This window comes from Pseudomonas sp. (assembly GCF_002796985.1).
Lineage (GTDB): Bacteria > Pseudomonadota > Gammaproteobacteria > Pseudomonadales > Pseudomonadaceae > Pseudomonas.
Map to the genome: position 1 here is coordinate 1 of NZ_PEKX01000013.1, position 17670 is coordinate 17670.

Consider the following 17670-nt stretch of genomic DNA (forward strand, 5'->3'; position numbering starts at 1 on the left):
TGAAGTTGTCCAGCCCGGTTGCCTTCAACTGGCCGGCCGTACCTGGCCGAGCTCGCCGAAGGCATGCGCCAGGTCGGCGACCTGGCGCTGCTCGCGCTGATTCATTTCCTGCAATTGCTGGCCGAGACCGGCCGAACCGAACACACCTCGCAGCCCCTGGCTGATATCGGCCTGGCGCTGGCCGAAGGCCGACAACGCCTGCTCGTCGCCCTCGCGGGCGGCGCTGAAAATCGCACCGAGGGTGCTGTTGCCGAAGACTCCGGCATCACCGCCACCGAAGCCGAGGAAGCCATGACCGCTGCCGTCGCCGAAGGCGCTGTTGCCGTGGTTGGCGAAGATCAGCGCAAGCTGGCTCTGGCTCGGGCCCTCGCGGAACACGCTGCCCAGCCCCGACTGCGCCGTGCCACGGTTGCTGCTGTCGAGCAGCGGTGCCTGGCCGAGCATCGGAGGGCCGACATCCGGCAGCACTGACTGCAGCACTGGCGTACCCCCCGTGATACCGCTGTCGAGGCCCGGCACCACCGGCACAATGCCCTGCTCGGTGCGGTACTGCGGATCGCCGTCACCCAGCGAGCCCTGCACCAGCAGGCCACGGGTCGACGGCAGGCTGCCCAATGCCAGGTTGGCGAGATTGCCCAGCGCATCGGTGAGATTTGCGCCATTGGCCAGGATGCTGTCGCCCAGCTGGATGCCATTGTTGTCGGCCTGGCCGCTGCCCACGGTGTAGGCAAACACCAGGTGGCTGGTTCCCGAGCCGGACACGTAGTCGGCATACACGGTGCCGCCCTGGTCCAGGGTGATGGCGATGCGCGGGATGCCGCCACGGGTATCCACCACCACGGCCTCGCTGAAATCGACGCCGAAGTTCAGGGTCTGCCCCGGTGTGTAGCGGCCATCGGCGGGCAGCGTCACGCCGCTGACCTGTGGGCTGCTGTGGTCCAGCACGTAGGTTTCGCCGACGAAGCCGTTCTGCAGGGTGTTGGCCGCGCCATCGCGCACTCCCGTACTGGCGTTCATCGAGAGAGTCAGATTGCCGTCGCCGGCCACCTGGCCGACGGTGACGCGCCAGGTCTGCTCGCCGATCTGTACGACCGAAAGCACGGTGCCATGGGCGCTTCCGGTCGCCTGCAGGGCGAAATCGGCGATCTCCAGGCCGGAGACCTTCTCGCTGAAGTTGACGTCGAACGCCAATGCCTGGGCGTTACTGGGCGAGGCGTCCACGCGGCTGATCGAGGACACCGTCGGCGCGGTGGTGTCGACCTGCACATCGGAGGTATCGCCCACGGTGGTCAGGGCCGTGTTCAGCGGGTTGCCGGCGGCATCCGCTATCACCGCCCCATTGGCCTGCAGGGAGACGATCTGGATGCCGTCCGCATCGTTGTCGCCGGCCTGTACGGTATAACGGAAGGCCATGCCGCCGCCGGGCGTGCTGCCGACGAAATCGGCGTAGGCGGTGCGCCCGCCGATATCCAGCGCCAGGCGCGGCGTGCCGTTGCGGGTGTCGAGCTGCAAGGCCTCGCTGGCGTCGAGGCGGAAGTCCAGCACGCTACCGGCCTTGTAACTGCCGGCTGCTGGGCCGCCGCTGAAGGCAACAGTGGGGGCGCTGGTGTCGACGGACACGCCAGCGGTGTCACCAACCTGATTCAGGGTCAGGTTCGCGCTGTTGGTCGCGGCGTCCGTCAACAGGCTGCCATTGGCCTGCAGACCGATGACCTGGATACCGTCGGCATCCGTGTCGCCGGCCTGGACCCGGTACTGGAACACCAGGGCGCTGCCGCCGGAGCCGGAAACGTAGTCGGCATAGACGGTACGCCCACCCAGATCCAGCGCCAGGCGCGGCGTGCCGCCGTTGGTGCTCACCAGCACCGCTTCGCTGGTGTTGACCGTGAAGCTGAGCACGCTGCCGGCCTTGTAGCTGCCGACCGCTGGCACGTCGACACTGACGACGCTCGGTGCCAGCGCGTCGATGCGCACGCCGAGGGTCGAGCCGACATTGTTCAGGGCGACTTGCGCGTCGTTGCCGGCGCTGTCCCTGATGGTGCCGCCAGTCAACCCGGCGCCGACGCTGATGCCGTCACTGTCCAGTTGGCCATTCTGCACGCTCAGGCGGAATACCAGGGCGTTGCTGCCGGAGCCGGATACATAGGTGGCGTAGACCGTCTGCCCGCCAATATCCAGAGCCAGGCCAGGGGCCCCGGTGACGAGCACGCTGTCGTTGAAGTTGACGGTGAAGTCCAGGTCCTGCCCGGCCACATAGGTGCCGTTGGCCGGAACGCCAACGCTAGTGACCAGGGGAGCAAGGCCATCGATGACGATGGCCTTGTTGGCCCCCAGGGAGTTCGCGCTCCCGGGGGTCGGCAGGGTCAGCACGGCATTCTCGGTGGTGGCGTTCTGGATGCTCGCACCGTTGAGCGCTAGCGCGGCGCTGGAGTTGAAGTCGAGGTCAGCGCTGACGTCACCCGCCTGCACGGTGTAGGTGAAGGTCAGCGAGTTGCTGCCGGAACCGCTGACATAGGTCGCCAGGCGATCGATGGCGCCGGTTTCCAGCAGCAGCGTCGGCGTGCCGCCACTGACCGTGACACTCTGGTCGAAGGTCACGATCACGGTGACCGTATCACCGACCTTGTAGGTACCGTCCGGAGTGCTGGAGGTGACACCCTGCACCACCGGGTTGGGGACAATGACGGAAATGGCGATGCTGTCGGTGTCACTCAGTGCCCCGCCACTGCCGGTATTGCCCAGGTCATTGGTGGTGATCTGCAGGCTGTCGTTGCCGCTGTAGCCGGCAGCGGGCCGGTAGACCATCCCGTTGAGCGCGCTATTGATATCGCTGCGAGTGCCAGTGAAGGTCATGCTGCTGTCCGTGCTGCCGTCACCGGTAGAGAAGACCAGGCCGGTGGTGCCGAACAGGGTCAACGTGCCGTGGCTGACGGTGAGGGTCACCTCCAGCATATTGTTGCCGGCATCGACATCGCTCACCGTGATGAGGTTGCCGTTAGCGTTGTTGAAGATCAGCGGTTGGTCACGCAGGGTGTCCTGCCCGGCCGGCACCGCGTTGACCGGGGCATCGTTGACCGCACTCACGCTCAGCACCTTGCTGCCGGCATTGCTGTCGCTGGTGCCGTCGTTGACCGCGAAGCTGATGCTGCGGTTGGCGCTATTGGGGCTGTCGGAGGTGTTGCGGTAGATCACCGCGCGCAGCGCCTCCTGCCATTGCCCCAGGCTCGCGACGCCTCCCGAGGAGGTCAGGGTCAGTACGCCGGTTGCGCTGTTGTAGCTGCTGCTGATGTTTCCATAGAGGAGCGAGTTGGTGTTGTTGAATGCCAGGACGTCCTCCCCGCTGTGGAAGCCGTTGCCAATGCTCACTGTGGCGCTGGTCAAGGTCGTGTTGTCGACATCGCTGACGGTGAGGCCGACATCGATGCGGGTGCCGCTGCCGCCTTCGGTATAGCTGCTGGCACCACCGCTGGTGCCGAGGACCGGCGCGTCATTGACCGCGACGACATCCACCCTCCGGGTCGCGGCGATACTGCTGGCCGCTCCATCATTGACCACGAAGCTGATAGTACGGGCAGCGGTATCGGGATTGTCCGAGCTGTTGCTGTACGTCACCGAGCGCAGCGCCGCCTGCCATTGCGCGAGAGTGGCGGTGCCGCCCGCCGAAGTCAGGGTCAACACGCCGGTAGCGGTGTTGTAGGTGCCGGTGATATTGCCCATGTTCACGCCGCCATTGGTGAAGCTCAGCAAGTCTTCGGCGGAATGGAAGTTGCCAGCGATGTGGACCACGGCATTGGCCAGCGTCACGTTATCGAGGTCGCTGATCAGGATGCCGCCATCCACCACCACCGCGGCACCGGCACCACCGTTGCCTTCGGTGAAGGTGGCCGAGCCGCCGCTGGTGGAAACGATCGGCGTCTGGTCGGTGTCCGTCACGGTCACCTGGCGGCTGACTATGGCGCTGCTGGCACTGCCATCATTGACCTGGAAGCTGATGGTGCGGCTGGCCGTGTTCGGCGTCACCGCGGAATTGGTGTACTGCACGGAACGCAGCGCCGCCTGCCACTGGGCAAGGCTCGCACCACTCACGGAAGTCAGGGTCAGTATGCCTTGGGCGGGGTCGTAGCTGCCGACGATGTCGCCCATGGTTGCGCCATCATTGACGAACTGCAGGATGTCTTGGCCACTCTGCAAGTTGCCGGTGATGCGCACGGTGGCGCTGGCCAGCGTAGCGCTGTCCGGGTCCGCCAGGAGAAGGCCGCTGTCGATCGCCACCGGGGTGCTGGCGATGTTGTCACCGGCGACGAAGGCCGCGCTGCCCGCCGAGGAGGTCAGTATGGGCGCCGCGCTGAGCGGCCCAGCCAGGACGAAGTCATTGCCGGTGCCCCCCACATAACTGACGGTCAGTTCGGTGCCGTTGCCGGCAGCGAGGAAAGTACTGCCCTCCGCAAGGCCGGTGAAGCTGCCGTTGATAGCTTCGGCGGCGTCGTTGACGATCAGCGCATAGGTGGTGCCCACCGCGGGAACATAGTCCTGGCTGACCGCCAGGACTGCATTGGTGCCGATGATCACCTGGCCATTGACCAGCACCTGGTCATAGCCGGTACCCGGGGCGCTGCCGTGGATCTCGGCCTGCAGGACCGCACCACTACTCATGATCAGGTTGCCGTTGATCGTCAGGGTACCGGCGCCACCATAGCCGGGGGACAGCGTGCCGCCGTTGCCGACCGCCACGGCGCCGCTGATCGTCGCCGTACCCGTGCCGCCCAGCGTTGCACCGCTCTGCACGCTGATCGAAGTGTTTCCACTGATCGAGCCATTGAGCATCAGGGTGCCGCCCTGCACGGCCGTAGTGCCGGCATAGCTGTTGCTGCCGCTGAGGATCAAGGTGCCGGAGCCGATCTTGGTCAGACTGCCGCCTCCGCTGATCGAGCCGCTGAACGTCGTGCTCTGGTTGCCGCCGCCGACAGTCAGCGTGCTGCTGCCCAACTGCACCGCGCCGGCTCCCGCCAGCGAGGCCAGGGTTTCAGCCGCCGACAGTGACAAGGTGGCGCCAGCGCTCACGGTCACGTTGGAGACATCGGCAATGGCATTGCCTCCGCTGACGGTCAACACGCCTGCGGCCACCATGGTGGCACCGGTATAGGTGTTGCTGCCCGAGAGTATGACGGTGCCGCTGCCGGTCTTGCTCAGGGCTCCGCCACCGGAGACCACTCCGCTCAGGGTCGCCGTGCCACCACTGATGGCCAGGGAGCCACCGGCGCTGCCCAGTACCACGGCATTGTCGACGGTGAAGCTGGCGCCGTTGTTGCTCAGGGTGCCGCCATCCAGCGTCAGGACGCCCGAGGACAGGTTGTCGTCGCTGCCGATCTGCAGGGTTCCGCCCTTCACGCTGATCGCGCCGAGCATGCCCGCCTCGTTGGCAGTGCTGCCCAGGGCCAGCGTACCGCCACCGCTCTTGCTCAAGGCGCCGGTGCCAGCCAGGGCGCTGGCCAGGGTGGTGGAGCCGCTGAAGTTGGTCACGGTCAGGGTGGTTCCGCCACCGAGATTGATGGTGCTACCGGTGATGGTCAGGCCATTGGCTGCATCGGTGAGCAGGGTCAGGCTCTCACCGATGCTCAGGTTGCCGGCCAGGGTGATGGTCTGCCCAGCCAGGGCACTGGTGAAGACGATGGTCTGGCTGCCGGTGCTGTCAGCCGCGGCGATGGCCACCGCCTCGCTGAAGCTGACGCCGTTGCTTGCATCGATGGTGGCCGTGTCGACCGCGTTGGTGACGTAAATGAAGTCGCTGTTGACGGTGGTGTTCGCGGTGACGGTGGAAGTGCCGTCACTCAGGCTGAAGCGAACCGTGGCGTCGCCGGCCGGCGTGTCGTTGCGGTAGGTGATATGCCGCGCGACATCGTTCACCAGCGCCGTGGTGGCCGCGGTGCCGCTGCTGGTGAAGCTGATGGTCAGGACGCCACCGCTATTGCTGAAGGTGGCGAAGGTCTGCCCGCTCACCTGTAGATTGTTGCCGCTGACCGTGAACAAGGCGCCCACGGTATTGAAGCCGAAGATATCCGCAGCGACAGCCGTGCCTGGGCGCTGCAGCGTGAGACTGGCGCCGTTCCAATCACCATTGCCGCCGTTGCGCGCACTGAGCTCGACGTCGCTCAACGACGCGTCACTGCCCGTGTCGAGGGTGACGTTGTTGCCAATACCGCCCCAGGCGCTGCTGTCGCCATTGAGGTTGCCCAGACTCGGCGCCGAGTCGATCACGATGGCCTTGTTGGCACCCAGCGACCCCGCGGCCCCCGGAGCGGCCAGGGTCAGCGTGGCGTCATTGCCGGCGCTGTCGCGAATGCTGCCGCCGTTCATGGCCAGCGCGGCGCTGCCGAGGTAGTCAAGGTCGGCGCTGGTGTCGCCGGCTTGCACGGTGTAGGTGAAGGTCAGGACGTTGCTGCCCGAACCGGAGGAGTAGTTGACCACCCGATCGGTAGTGCCGGTTTCCAGGCTGAGCTGCGGGGTACCGGTGACCAGGACATTCTCGTTGAACGTCACCTGAATGGAGATGGTATCGCCCGCCCTGTAGACCCCGTTGGCGGTACTCGAACTCACCGAGCTCACCGAAGGCGCCAGGGTGTCGATGACGAAGTTGCCCGAGTCGCGGCTCCCGGAGCCGGCCAGGCCGCCCTGGATCGCAGTGACCCCGCCCAGGTTGACGCTGATCACATTGCTCGCATCGGTGGTGCTGGCGTTCGGAGTGAAGGTACCGGTCCAGCTGAGGCCGCCATCAGAGGAGCCCAGCCCGCTGATGAAGCCGTTGGGCACCGTCAGGTCGCCGATGGTGAAGCCGGTGACCGCCGTGTTGAAGATGAAGGTGACCGTGGAAGTCTCACCAATTTTCAGGTTGTTGTCGGTGAAGGCGATGGAAACCAGATCGGGTACGACATTCAGGCTGACGGTGCTGCCGACCGCCGTCGCGAGGGTGCCGGTGTTGTCTCCGGCCCAGTTCGCCGAATTGGTCACCCGCGCCAGCCAGGTCGCGCGGTCGGCGCCGGTGATCGGGCCTGTGTACTGGATGTTGTCCAGTTCCGCTGCGCCGCCACCGGGAATGCCGACGGCATTGACGCCACTGGCGAGTGCGTTCTGGCTGTTGGTGCCGTCCGGCAGCATCGAGTCACGCAGGGTGGCGACGACGGAGGTATTCCAGCCGTTGGCGTCGACCACGCCGCCAGAGTTGTTGAAGCCGAAAATGAAATACGGATTGGTGTCCGTGTCCTGATAGATGAACAGGCTATCGCCGGCCAGGTTCATCGGATCGGTGACGGTATAAGCCGTGCCGGTGATCTGCCCGCTGAGGTCCGCGCCCGTGGTGACGTTGGTCAGCGTGTTGGGCTGATCGGAGCCGCCGAAGAACAGCGCAAGGCGCGTACCGGCAGCAATGGTGCCGGTGGTGGTCCAGGTGATGGTGCCGTCACCCGTGGAGGTGCTGGTGAAGGCATCGGAGGCCTGGTCCCAGCCCTTGTCGGTGAACTTGATCACCGTGCCAGCAGGAATGTCGACCAGGGTGGCCAGGGTCACGGTGTCGGTCAGCGCGTTCCAGCCCAACACCACCATGTCACCGGCATTGAGGGTATTGAGCACGTGGTCATAGCTCACGCCCGCCAGTACCGACTGGCTCTCGATGGCGCCGGTAGCGGTTTCCAGCACCCAGTCGCCGCCTTTGCCGGCATCGCCGCTCCAGTCGCTGGAGGCCGCCACATCGGCATCGGTGTAGCCGGCCAGCTTGCTCAGCAGCGCCGAGCCATCGGCGCCCTTGGCGACATCGCAGCCGTAGATCAACAGGTCGCCGTCGGCCCCGAGGCTAGCGCCAATCTGCTCCAGTTGCGCCTTCATGGCGTCGACGTTATCCAGCGTCAGGCGCGTGGAGCCGACCTGCACGCTGGCTTCGCCGCCGTGGGAAATCAGGTGGATCGCATCGAGGTCGGTGCGCCCCTTGAGGTAGTCGGCCATCTGCTGCAGGCCGTTCTTCGACGGGTCCAGCACCACCACTTCGCTGCCCTTGGGCAACTGGCTGGTGAGCTGCTTGTAGTCCTGGACGTTGCCGTCGACGAACACCACCTCACGGCGGGTATCGGTTGCCGCGGTCGCTGCCGGTGCTGCCGCCGCCGAGGAAGTGTCCTTCGCCACGCCATCGTGCTGCCCGGCGGCCTCGACAGCCTGGGCCGCCTGGTCGGCCACCACCGCTACCGAGGCGTCGAACATCATTCGCGGCTCCAGCGCCTGGATGAGCGAGGCCCTGTGCGCATGGCTGGATGATTTGCCGCCAGTCGTGTTGCGTTTCCAGAATGCCATGTTGACCTCGATCCGATTGCTGCTGGGACGGCGGAACGCGTCGGGGGATGCGCTGCTGGCCAGTCGATGTGTGAGTGCGTGAATTACGTTTCGAAACAGACGCCACTAACGGCGCCTGCTCGAAAGACCGGAACGGCTGTCGTTCCTCAGTTTCGGGACGGGAAAACCCCTTCCAGCGCAATGATGAAATTGACGCCCAGATAGGGGCTGTGAATATCGAAGGGGACGTTGCTGCCCACGACATTGGTGGACCCGCTGACGCTGGCATTGAACGGCGCCAGGGTGGTGGTGCCCGGCCCTGCGCCATACACCTTCACTTCGGCGCCAGCGGCGTTGTCGACAGTGGTCGCCAGGACGCTGGTGTTGGACGGCGACATGCTGGTGCCTTCGGTGGTGATCACCGGCACCGCAACCGAAGCCGTGCCCGTAACGGTAAGGTTATGCGCCGGCAGGTTGGCGATCGTGAGAGACGTGTTGGGGCTACCGGCGATCTCACCCAGATCGACATTGGCCAACCCAGGTCCCTGGCCGATGCCGACCGGGCTGCGACCACGCAGATCAGGCAAGCCGAAAGTGCTCTGGCCGTTGCCGCCATAGGTCGTGCCGAGCAGGGAAAACAGCGCAGCGTTTTGCGCAATCCCCATGATCTGCCCCCAGCAGAAGGCATATCCCCTCGGGGCGAAGTTGCCGCCGAACATCTTGATCTCGCCCAGGAACGGTTCGCTCATTGACTGTCTCTCCCTTGCCTTTCGCTGATTGTGGCGCCCGTATCAGCGGCCGCCGTGGGTCCAACGCCCGCTAGGCGGGTTTTTCCATATGGAAGACAGCCTGCAATACCGGGCGGCCATCGGCTTCCGGCCGGCCGGGGGTCATCAGCAGCAGCCAGCCTTCTTCATCCAACGGCGCAAGCCGGTACGAGCCCTGCGGCAACGCGCTACCCAGAGGTAGCCCGAAGAATGCCGAGAAGCACTCATGCCTGGCGGACATCGGCACGCCCGGCAGCACCTCCAGCAGCTCGACATCCAGCGTCTGTTCGGCGTCGATCCACAGCGTGAAATGGGAGCCTTGCGCCTGGGTCAGTTGGTCCTGGCTGGGCATCGCAATCATGGCGTCTGTTCTCATAGCGGCGCGCCCTGGGCAATAGGCGCGGCGAGGGTTGGCTGGGGAGCGCGCGGCGGACGGCGCAACTTGCGGTAGATGCCGTTCTCGCCGACGCACTCGAAGCCGTGGCGCTGGTAAAGGCGCTGCGCCGGGTTGTAGTCCTCGACATGCAGACCAACGCTGAGCCCTTGCGCATCGGCGCGCGCCAGTAGTTCACCGAGCAGCCCGCCGCCTATGCCGCGGCCACAGCAATCGGGCAACAGGGCAAGGTCGATGATCTGCAGGTGCTCCGGGCTCCAGCACAGGTAGGCGCGGCCGATAGGCTGGCCGTCCGCTTCGATCACGCAGAACTCCGCGTCGGGGAAATGCGCCTGGTAGTAGCGGTGCTGGGTGTCGAATTGTTGGGAGAGGAAGGCGTCGATAGCCGCTGGGGGCCAATCGAGCTGCGCCACCTCGTGGTTACGAGTGGTCGCGTATAGCGTACGCAGGAAGGTCTGGTCGGCATCCACGATGGGGCGAAGCTGCAGCAACTCGAGAGTTGGCATGAGGTCGAGCATCCTTGCGACCGCCCCTTGGCGGGGGCCACATCTGTTGTAATTGTTTTACGAGTGGTGAACGGCGGAAGCCTATCCGAAGCAGAAGGCGGATCGCCAGCATTTCCTGATAGATGTGTGATCCTTTTCCCTACTGGAAGTAGGACATAAGCACATCAATCGACCACTGACATCGTCTGGCGCAGGCCTTCCAGCGCTTCGTAGGGGCCCTGGGCCCATCGCTGCACGGCATCGCGCACTTCCGCGCTGGCTGACTCGCGCTTGCGCCGGGTATCGGCGCTGAAGCTCAGGGTCGGCTGTTTGGCGTCGAACCCGGCGACTTCGCGCAGTCGCGTGACATCGGCCTCGCGCACATCGAACAGGGTTGCCAAGCGCCCCCACAGCGCCCCCGGCAGCTCGCTGTAGTTCAGCGCAATGCCGCCCTGCCGCTGGCACAGCTCCAGGCCACCCTGAAGAATCTGGCCGACCATTCGACAGGTGTATTCCAGCGGGCTCATGGCCTGTGCTCCCGGCAACCGTTCGTCCAGCCCCGACGGCCCCAACAGCCCCGGCACCCGGTGCATGCCAGGCTGGGCCAGTTGCGATACGACGATTTCCAGCGGGTCGCGGTAGAGGAACACGAACGGCACGGCTGGATACAACTCACGCAGCAGTGGCGCCTCGAAGACGTTCCAGGCGTCCAGCTTCACCAGCAGACGCCCCTCGCCATCCTGGCGCCGCTGGCCGTAGGCGGAAAGCAAGGCACTCACCCACTCCGCCTGCCGCGCGACCAGGCTCAGGTCGCGATAATGCGCACGCAGCAGGCTGTCCAACGGCGACGGCTCGGAGAGCACGGTGTTACGCGGCAGGCCGGCAAGCATCTGCGCCAGCAGCGTCGAACCGCAGCGCGAGGCATGGAAGACCAGAGCGCCAGGCGCGAGGCCGGGGCTCACTCGCTGCCAGTCGAGCAATGCAGCAAGGCCCGTCTCACGGCGAAACGCCTGATTGAAGGGAAGGCGCAGCGCCTGCTCGACATCATCGCGGAAGAACGGCCGGGTCAGCGGCTGCTCGCCGAGCCAGCACCAGTCCACCCGCCACTCACCCGCTCGCGGCCAGACGCGGATGGGCAGCCAACCGTCCAGGGACGCGCGGGTCATTGCACCTTCCGTCATTGCACCTTCCATCAGTGCGTGGCCCATCAGTGCGTGGTCCATCCTTGCGCGGTCCATCAGTGCACCCGCCATTGATCAGTCCAGGCCTGGCGGCCCTGGCGCATCGCCGCGCGCACTTCGGCCTCGGCGAAGCGCAAGCCCAGGGTCTCGCCAAGACGCACCGCTTCGCGAATGAAGTCTTGAGTATCGGCACACGCGCGCAGGTGATTTGCCAGCTTGGCGTCGAGATCCACTCGCTGTCGGAACGCCGCGAAAGCGCGTACCGCCCTGCCCGGCTGCAGCGCCGGAGTCCCCACCCGCCCCTCCTCGATCAGCGCCAGCAACCAGGGCTCCGGGGCGCAGTCCAGCACCAGGTGGATGCGCGCGCTGGCACTGGGGTTGTCCACCCGGTGCGGGCGCGACAAGTCGAGAAACCAGCACTCGCCCGGCCGCATCGGCACCTGCAGGCCATCGAGAAGAAATTCGACGGACTCGGCACTTTGCAGCGGAACGTGAAGACGCAGGTCACCATCCGGCCGCCCCAGGTCAGGGTCGCAATGCTCGTGGATCCGCGCGCCCGGCCCCAGGCGCAGCAGGCGCGCACTGCGTACGGCGCCGTGGAACTGGCCGAGCAGCTCCTGCCAGGCCGGCTGCGCTTGCCACCAGGTGCTGGCGCGAGGCGCACCCAGGCCCGGCGCCAGGGGCAACGGTGCATCGGCTGCCGAAATCAGCGCGACCCCACTCCAGTCACCCTCGTAGTAGCCGCTGTTGAAGTGCGCCTGCCAAGCCTCGCTCTCCACTTCGCCGAGCGCTGCCAGCAGGGCCGGCAGATCGACGCGCATTGGCAGGCGTGAACAAGCTGGTAAGGGTCTGGCAGTCATGGAACAGCTCCTTGTTCCGGGAGGAAGATGAATGGCGCCGACTCAGAACCCGCTCTCGCGCACACCCAGCGCCGCCAGCCGGCGCCAGGCGTAACCGAGTATCGATTGCCCGCGCCCGTTCAGTACCACCACACCCCGGATGGGCTGAGTGAACTCCGCCGGGGGTTCGAGCAGAGTCAGGCGCACGCCGTATTGCGCCTGCACCGGCTCGGCACGTTGCTGGCTATCCCGGCGAACGGCGATCGGGCCCTGGTGGTCGGAACTGAGCGCTTCCAGTGCGAGGAAGGCCACGCCATTGGCGTCGACGTCGTCCAGGCGTACCGGCAGAGCCGAACGGGCCGGGTCGTCCGCAATGAAACGGCCGTCGGCACCCGCCTCCACTCGCCAGAGGTCGTCCTCGGCCAGGTAGCCGCGCAGGCGCAAGCCGGGCTCGACGATACGCACCAGCGGGTCGGCGGGCTTGAGCCAGCGCCCCGGGTACAGATCAGGCAGCACGTCGCGCACGACACCCGCTTGTGGTGCTCGCAGTTGCAAACGCTCGCGCTGGGCAGCGAAACCACGGAACTCGGCCACCGCCTCGGCCAGTTGCTGTTCGAGGATGCCGGCGTCAGCCACGGTTTCGCTGCGCCCCGCCTGGCGGCGCAGCTGCAACTGGAGGATCTCGATCTGGCGGCGGGCGATGGCCTGGCGCGAATCCAGGTCCGGAGACTCCAGTTCCAGCAGCAGGTCGCCCTGCGCCACGGCCTGCCCGTCCTTGACGTACAGCTGCTTCAGGCGCGCCGCCACCGGCGCGTGCAAGGCACTGGTATGCGAGGATTCGAGCAGCGCCGGAACGTCCACCGAGTCGCTCCAGGGCAGTATCAGCAGCGCCAGCACCAGCAGCATGCCACCCCCGGTCAGCAGGACTTTACCGGTCTCCGCCTGGTCGCGGCGCTGCCACCATTCGCGCAGCTCCCGCCAGATCGGCAGGCCGATGAACCAGACCAGCTCCACCAGCATCAGGAAGATGCCCAGCACCTTGAAGAACAGGTGGTACACCGCCAGGGCGATGCCGAAGAACAGCACTGCCCGCCACAGCCAGGAGCCATAGCCCCACACCAGCAGGCGCCGCGCCATGGTCGGCGACCAGGGTTCCGGACGTGGCTCGCCATAGCCAAATAGCGTCTCGCGCAGACGCCAGCGGCACAACGCGAAGGCGCGCGCCTGCAGATTCTCCACGCCCCACAGGTCACTGAGCAGGAAGTAGCCGTCGAAGCGCATGAATGGGTTGAGGTTGATGGCCAAGGTAGTGATCCAGGTAGCGCTGGCCAGCATGAACGCCGACGTTCGCGCCGGCCCGTCCGGCAACAGCGACCAGGCGAGCAGTGCCAGCACCGCCAGTACCAGCTCGGCGAGTACGCCTCCGGCACCGATCAGCAGCCGCGAGCGCCGGTCGTTGACGCGCCAGGCGTCACTGACGTCGGTGTAGAACATCGGCAGCAGCACCATGAAGGCCAGCCCCATGCTCTGTACCCGGCAGCCGGCGCGTTTGGCCATGAAGGCATGGCCGAACTCATGGCAGAGCTTGGCGAAGGTCAAGGCAACGCCGAAAGCCAGCGCCCCGCCGAAACTGAACAGGTGCGGGAAGGTCGAGAGGAAGCGATCCCAGTCGCGAGCCACCAGGAACAACCCCAGGCACAGCAGCACCGGCAAGCCCCAGCGCAACAGCCAGTCGCCATTGCGCGCCAGTACCGGCCAGGCGCGATTGAGGAAAACATCCGGACGCCATAACGGCACACGGAAGAACAGGTACTGGTGCAGTACGCGCTGCCACAGGCTCTGGCGCATCGAGGCGGCCTTGAATCCATAGCTGGCGCGCTGCTCGGCATCGACGGCAGCGATCAGGTCGTGGCCGCGCAGAAAGCGCAGCATCTCTTCCAGCTCGCTCTCGCCCAGCCGCCCGCCAGGCTCGGCGTTGGCCGCTGCCAGCACCCGCTGCGGGTCGCCCAGCGCCCAGTGCTGCAACAGCCGCACAGCGTCGGCGCCGAGCTTGAAATAGCGCCCGCGCAAGGAGTCGGCCAGGGTCCATTGCGGCGAGCCGTCGAAGTTCGGCGCGGCCGCGGACAGGCTCAGGTCGGGACGCAGCGCTGGCAGCATCAGAAACCGAGCCTCTGGCGCAACGCCGCCAGTGGTCGGCGCAGCAGGTAATAAGCCAGGGGAGCGCGCTCGCCCGAGAGCTTGGCCGTACCGCGCAGGCCGATGCGCGGCACGGCATCGAGGAAGTTGGCGTCCAGGCGGTAGCTCAGTTGCCCCGTTGCCGTGGCCTGGGCTTCGTAGGCGGAGCGTTCGAGGCGGGCGTCGTAACGGTTCAGCGGATCGCTGTCGAGGAACAGCGCGGCGTCGGCGCCAGGCTGCAGGGCAATGGCGTCGCCGACCGGCAGTTCGATGCGCAGTTCGGCTCGCGCCGGGTCGGCGATCTGCATCAACCGCTCGCCGGTCTGCACGGGGCGGCCCGTCCAACGCTCGGCGTCGGCGAACACCGCGATGCCGGCGCGATCGGCGCGCACCTCGCTGCGCGCCAGCAGTTGCCGGGCGTAGTCCAGTTCCGCGCGCTTCTGTTCGACACGCGCGGCCAGCAGGTCAATGCGCGCACTCGACTCGGCATCGGTGAAGGCGCGCTGAGAGCTCGATTTCAGTTCGGCCTCGGCAACCCCGAGGGCACGCTCGGCGACATCCGCCTGAGCCTTGAGGCTGGTGGCTTCGAAACGCACCAGCAGGTCGCCGGCAACCACCGGCTGGTTGGGTTTGACCAGGAATTCCGTGATGACCCCATCGAGTGGCGCGGCGACCACCCGACCACCCTTTGGTACCACCTCGGCCGGGGCCAGCACCGACTGGCGCACCGGCAACAGCAGCAACAGGCAAAGCGCGCCAGCCACCATCAGCAGCTTCTTCTTCGGCCAGCGCAAACGCCAGGGTTTGCCCGGCTGCAAGGCGAGCCAGGCATGGGCGTAGGTGTCACCCAACTGGGTCAGCAGGGCCTGTTCGGCTTCGATGAAGCGCTGGCCCCGGGCGATCCACAGCCCGCCAAAAACCTCACCGGCGCGATTCTTCAACGGCAACCAATACGCCTGAGCAACCGACAGCGCCTGCCAGTCACTCCGGCAGGCCTCATCCAGCGCGTCAGGCTCGACCATGCCCGGCTCCGTGTGCGCACCCTTGGCCTGCAACTGCCCGCTGGCGCGCTCGACGAACGCCACGAACGGCGCATTCGGCTCGACCACGCTGACGCCGGTGAGCGCACGCACCTTGCCGGCGATCAGAAGCGCCGCATGATGGAAGCCGAACAGCGCCTGGCCGTCGTTGACCATGGCGAAGGCCAACTGCTCGGTGCTGGCGGCCTGGCGCGCCTGGCGCTCCAGGCCGAGGAACAGGGCGAAGACCCGCTCCGCGCCGCCGACCGATGCGTTCATGGGCTCTCCGCGAACTGCGCGGTACCGCTCATGCCGGCGACCAGGCCGGCGGTGGGCGGCACGCTGGCGATCAGCAGCAACGTCTGGCTGGCTTCGTCGATGCGCGCGCCCAGGCGCTTGATCTCGACCTGCAGCGGCTGGCCGGTCTCGTCCGGGGTGAAACTGAAATGCTCGCCCGGCTTGAGCTTCGACAACCAGCGCGACGGCACCAGCAGGCGGATTTCCAGGCTGCGGTTGTCGACGATCTCCAGCAGCGGAGCGCCGCTGGCGACACTTTCAAAGGGCTGTGCCTTGCGCTGCACCACCTGGCCATCGTAGGGCGCCTGCACGCCGCAGCGGCGCACCTGCACCTGATAGACCTGAGCCTGCGCCTGCGCTTCGGCCTGCTTGGCCTCCGCCAGGGCCACTTCATAACGTCCCACGGAGTTCAGCGAGGCGAGCTTGCGGTTGTGCGACAGCTCTTCCGCCGCCGCCCGTACGCCCGCCTGGGCAGCATTCAACTGGGCCTGGTAGGCGGAGCAATCGAAGCGCACCAGGACATCGCCCTTCTTGAAGGCCTGGCCTTCGGCGAACGGCATCTCGAGGATCCGCCCAGCCAGCTCGCTGGACAGCATCGCCTGGCCGCGGGCATAGAGCACGCCGCGCACGTCCCTGCCCACCGTCGCGCCCGGGCCACCCTCGGTGACCGGCAACAACGGATCGGTCAGCGGTTCGGCCGCCTGCACACCGACCGCCAAGGCCAGCATTCCCCAGATTCCCCACGCCACTTGCCTGCGCATCCCTCGCCCTCCTCGATACGAAGCGCGGAGTCTATGTGAGCGCTGACCTGTAGGAAATATCTGCAGAGCACTCTGCCACTATTTATTCCCGGCGGAGCGCCGGTAGTAGCCCAGCACCAACTGCACCAGCGCTTCCTCGATGCCTTCGCGCCGCCCCGGTGCCAGAGCCTCTGGGTCTTCCAGCAGGGCACGCAGAACACCGCCGACGGCGTGGGCAAGGACGAACACCTCTGCCTCGTCGAGTTTGCGCAATTGCTGGTCGTGGTCGACCAGGCCATGGCTGACCAGGTGGGTCATGATGCTGCCGCGCAAGGCCGGCAAAGGGCTGCCGCCGCCACGGGTCAGCAGGTAATGCATCAGTGCCTTGTGCGCGCCAGTGCGCCCGCCGTAGGCGCTGACAGCAGCGTGAATCACCGCGCGAATGCGTTCACCGGGCGTTTCCGGCGGGCGGCCGGTGAGCGCGCCCATGATGCCTGTCGCCAGCGCCACCAGTTCGCGCTGGGCCAGTTCGTCGAGGATGCGTTCCTTGTTGGGGAAGTACTGGTACAGCGTGCCGACGCTGACCCCCGCCAGTTCCGCCACATGGTTGGTGGTGAAACCCTCCAGGCCATGACGCTCGAGGATGCGCCGCGACGCCTCCAATATGAGTTCGATCTTCTCCAGCGCCCGCGCCTGCCGTGGCAGGCGCCGACTATCTGGCTGATTTTCCGCTGTTTTTCGGGTCACCTGGGGCCACCGGGAAAGCGAGTACAGCAAGCGCCGTGTCCTACCTATCATGGCAGCCACATTCAGGCCGGCAAGGCGAGCGGATGAACCGCAGCGTCCGGCACGGGAGACCCGCCATGAGCCACAAGAGCCACACTGCGCAACTGGACGACGATATCTGCGTGCACATCTTCGCCGCCTCCGGCGCCATGGTCGGCGTGTGCCTGACGGTGGTGGGCATCCTGCGCATCATCGTCGGCCAGCACCGCGTCGACCTGATCGGCCAGGACATGCTCGCGCTGAACACAGTGATCTACCTGGCCACCACCCTGGCCGCCTACTTCGGCCTGCGCACCCGTAAACTGCAACGCAACCACCGCCTGGAGCGCCTCGCCGACACGCTTTTCCTGGTGGGGCTGACGATCACTACGCTGACCACTGCTTTCATCGCCTGTGCCATGTCCTGCTGTTGAGGCGACGGACACCTTTCAGGCGCCTTACATGGGTTCATGGGCGGGCAGGACAAGCCGTGCTCATTCCGCTGCCCACAGGCAGCGCGCCGGCCTTGTTCGCGAGCAAGCTCGCTCCTACAGATTGGCGGCGCGTGCAATGCGGATAATCCTCGGCAGCGGGAGGTTGGCGCTCTAACGATCAAACATCAGCGATGACTGATGTCAGCCTAATCAAATATGAATTTTTCCTGATGCGGCAGCACCCTACTCTGCCCCAGCGCT

General features: G+C 66.2%; 11 protein-coding genes. 1 reads left to right on the forward strand and 10 read right to left on the reverse strand.

Annotated features, from left to right (window positions below):
• Positions 1-24: 24 nt before the first annotated feature.
• The 10 genes from CTR55_RS19025 to CTR55_RS19070 all read right to left on the reverse strand — a co-directional run bounded on the left by CTR55_RS19025 (position 25) and on the right by CTR55_RS19070 (position 16957).
• Positions 25-8334, reverse strand: a complete 8310-nt coding sequence (locus CTR55_RS19025) for a DUF4347 domain-containing protein (protein WP_296288401.1) — start codon at positions 8332-8334, stop codon at positions 25-27.
• A gap of 146 nt (positions 8335-8480) precedes the next feature.
• Positions 8481-9062 carry a tail fiber protein gene (locus tag CTR55_RS19030; protein WP_296288402.1) on the reverse strand — a complete coding sequence of 194 codons (582 nt, stop codon included), beginning with the start codon at positions 9060-9062 and terminating at the stop codon, positions 8481-8483.
• Between the two features lie 70 nt (positions 9063-9132).
• Entirely contained in the window at positions 9133-9441 is a 309-nt protein-coding gene (locus CTR55_RS19035; RefSeq protein ID WP_296288404.1) for a hypothetical protein, read from the reverse strand.
• Positions 9442-9452: 11 nt separating this feature from the next.
• On the reverse strand, positions 9453-9980 hold the full coding sequence (locus CTR55_RS19040; protein WP_296288406.1) for a GNAT family N-acetyltransferase: 528 nt from the start codon (positions 9978-9980) through the stop codon (positions 9453-9455).
• Positions 9981-10144: 164 nt separating this feature from the next.
• Positions 10145-11125, reverse strand: coding sequence for a sulfotransferase (locus CTR55_RS19045; protein ID WP_296288408.1), 981 nt, complete (start codon positions 11123-11125; stop codon positions 10145-10147).
• A gap of 71 nt (positions 11126-11196) precedes the next feature.
• On the reverse strand, positions 11197-12000 hold the full coding sequence (locus tag CTR55_RS19050; protein WP_296288410.1) for an aspartyl/asparaginyl beta-hydroxylase domain-containing protein: 804 nt from the start codon (positions 11998-12000) through the stop codon (positions 11197-11199).
• Positions 12001-12042: 42 nt separating this feature from the next.
• Positions 12043-14139 (reverse strand): biotin/lipoyl-binding protein, encoded by a 2097-nt coding sequence (locus CTR55_RS19055; protein ID WP_296288467.1) that lies wholly within the window; start codon positions 14137-14139, stop codon positions 12043-12045.
• Positions 14136-15452, reverse strand: a complete 1317-nt coding sequence (locus CTR55_RS19060) for an HlyD family efflux transporter periplasmic adaptor subunit (RefSeq protein ID WP_296288411.1) — start codon at positions 15450-15452, stop codon at positions 14136-14138. Before CTR55_RS19060 ends, CTR55_RS19055 begins: the two co-directional genes overlap by 4 nt.
• Positions 15449-16231: an efflux RND transporter periplasmic adaptor subunit gene (locus CTR55_RS19065; protein WP_296288413.1), complete on the reverse strand. Its 783-nt coding sequence runs from the start codon at positions 16229-16231 to the stop codon at positions 15449-15451. The genes CTR55_RS19060 and CTR55_RS19065 overlap by 4 nt, the downstream gene beginning before the upstream one ends.
• A 78-nt stretch (positions 16232-16309) precedes the next feature.
• On the reverse strand, positions 16310-16957 hold the full coding sequence (locus CTR55_RS19070) for a TetR/AcrR family transcriptional regulator (protein WP_296288414.1): 648 nt from the start codon (positions 16955-16957) through the stop codon (positions 16310-16312).
• Positions 16958-17073: 116 nt separating this feature from the next.
• Between CTR55_RS19070 and CTR55_RS19075 the strand changes: the two genes are divergently transcribed.
• Positions 17074-17409, forward strand: coding sequence for a hypothetical protein (locus CTR55_RS19075; RefSeq protein WP_296288417.1), 336 nt, complete (start codon positions 17074-17076; stop codon positions 17407-17409).
• The last annotated feature ends 261 nt before the right edge of the window (positions 17410-17670 follow it).

Excerpts from the sequence above, each read along its gene's own strand:
- CTR55_RS19050 (WP_296288410.1), bottom strand. The coding sequence starts at position 12,000 with ATGACTGCCAGACCCTTACCAGCTTGTTCACGCCTGCCAATGCGCGTC.
- CTR55_RS19030 (WP_296288402.1), bottom strand. The coding sequence starts at position 9,062 with ATGAGCGAACCGTTCCTGGGCGAGATCAAGATGTTCGGCGGCAACTTC.
- CTR55_RS19065 (WP_296288413.1), bottom strand. The coding sequence starts at position 16,231 with ATGCGCAGGCAAGTGGCGTGGGGAATCTGGGGAATGCTGGCCTTGGCG.
- CTR55_RS19040 (WP_296288406.1), bottom strand. The coding sequence starts at position 9,980 with ATGCCAACTCTCGAGTTGCTGCAGCTTCGCCCCATCGTGGATGCCGAC.
- CTR55_RS19035 (WP_296288404.1), bottom strand. The coding sequence starts at position 9,441 with ATGATTGCGATGCCCAGCCAGGACCAACTGACCCAGGCGCAAGGCTCC.
- CTR55_RS19045 (WP_296288408.1), bottom strand. The coding sequence starts at position 11,125 with ATGACCCGCGCGTCCCTGGACGGTTGGCTGCCCATCCGCGTCTGGCCG.
- CTR55_RS19060 (WP_296288411.1), bottom strand. The coding sequence starts at position 15,452 with ATGAACGCATCGGTCGGCGGCGCGGAGCGGGTCTTCGCCCTGTTCCTC.
- CTR55_RS19075 (WP_296288417.1), top strand. The coding sequence starts at position 17,074 with ATGAGCCACAAGAGCCACACTGCGCAACTGGACGACGATATCTGCGTG.
- CTR55_RS19025 (WP_296288401.1), bottom strand. The coding sequence starts at position 8,334 with ATGGCATTCTGGAAACGCAACACGACTGGCGGCAAATCATCCAGCCAT.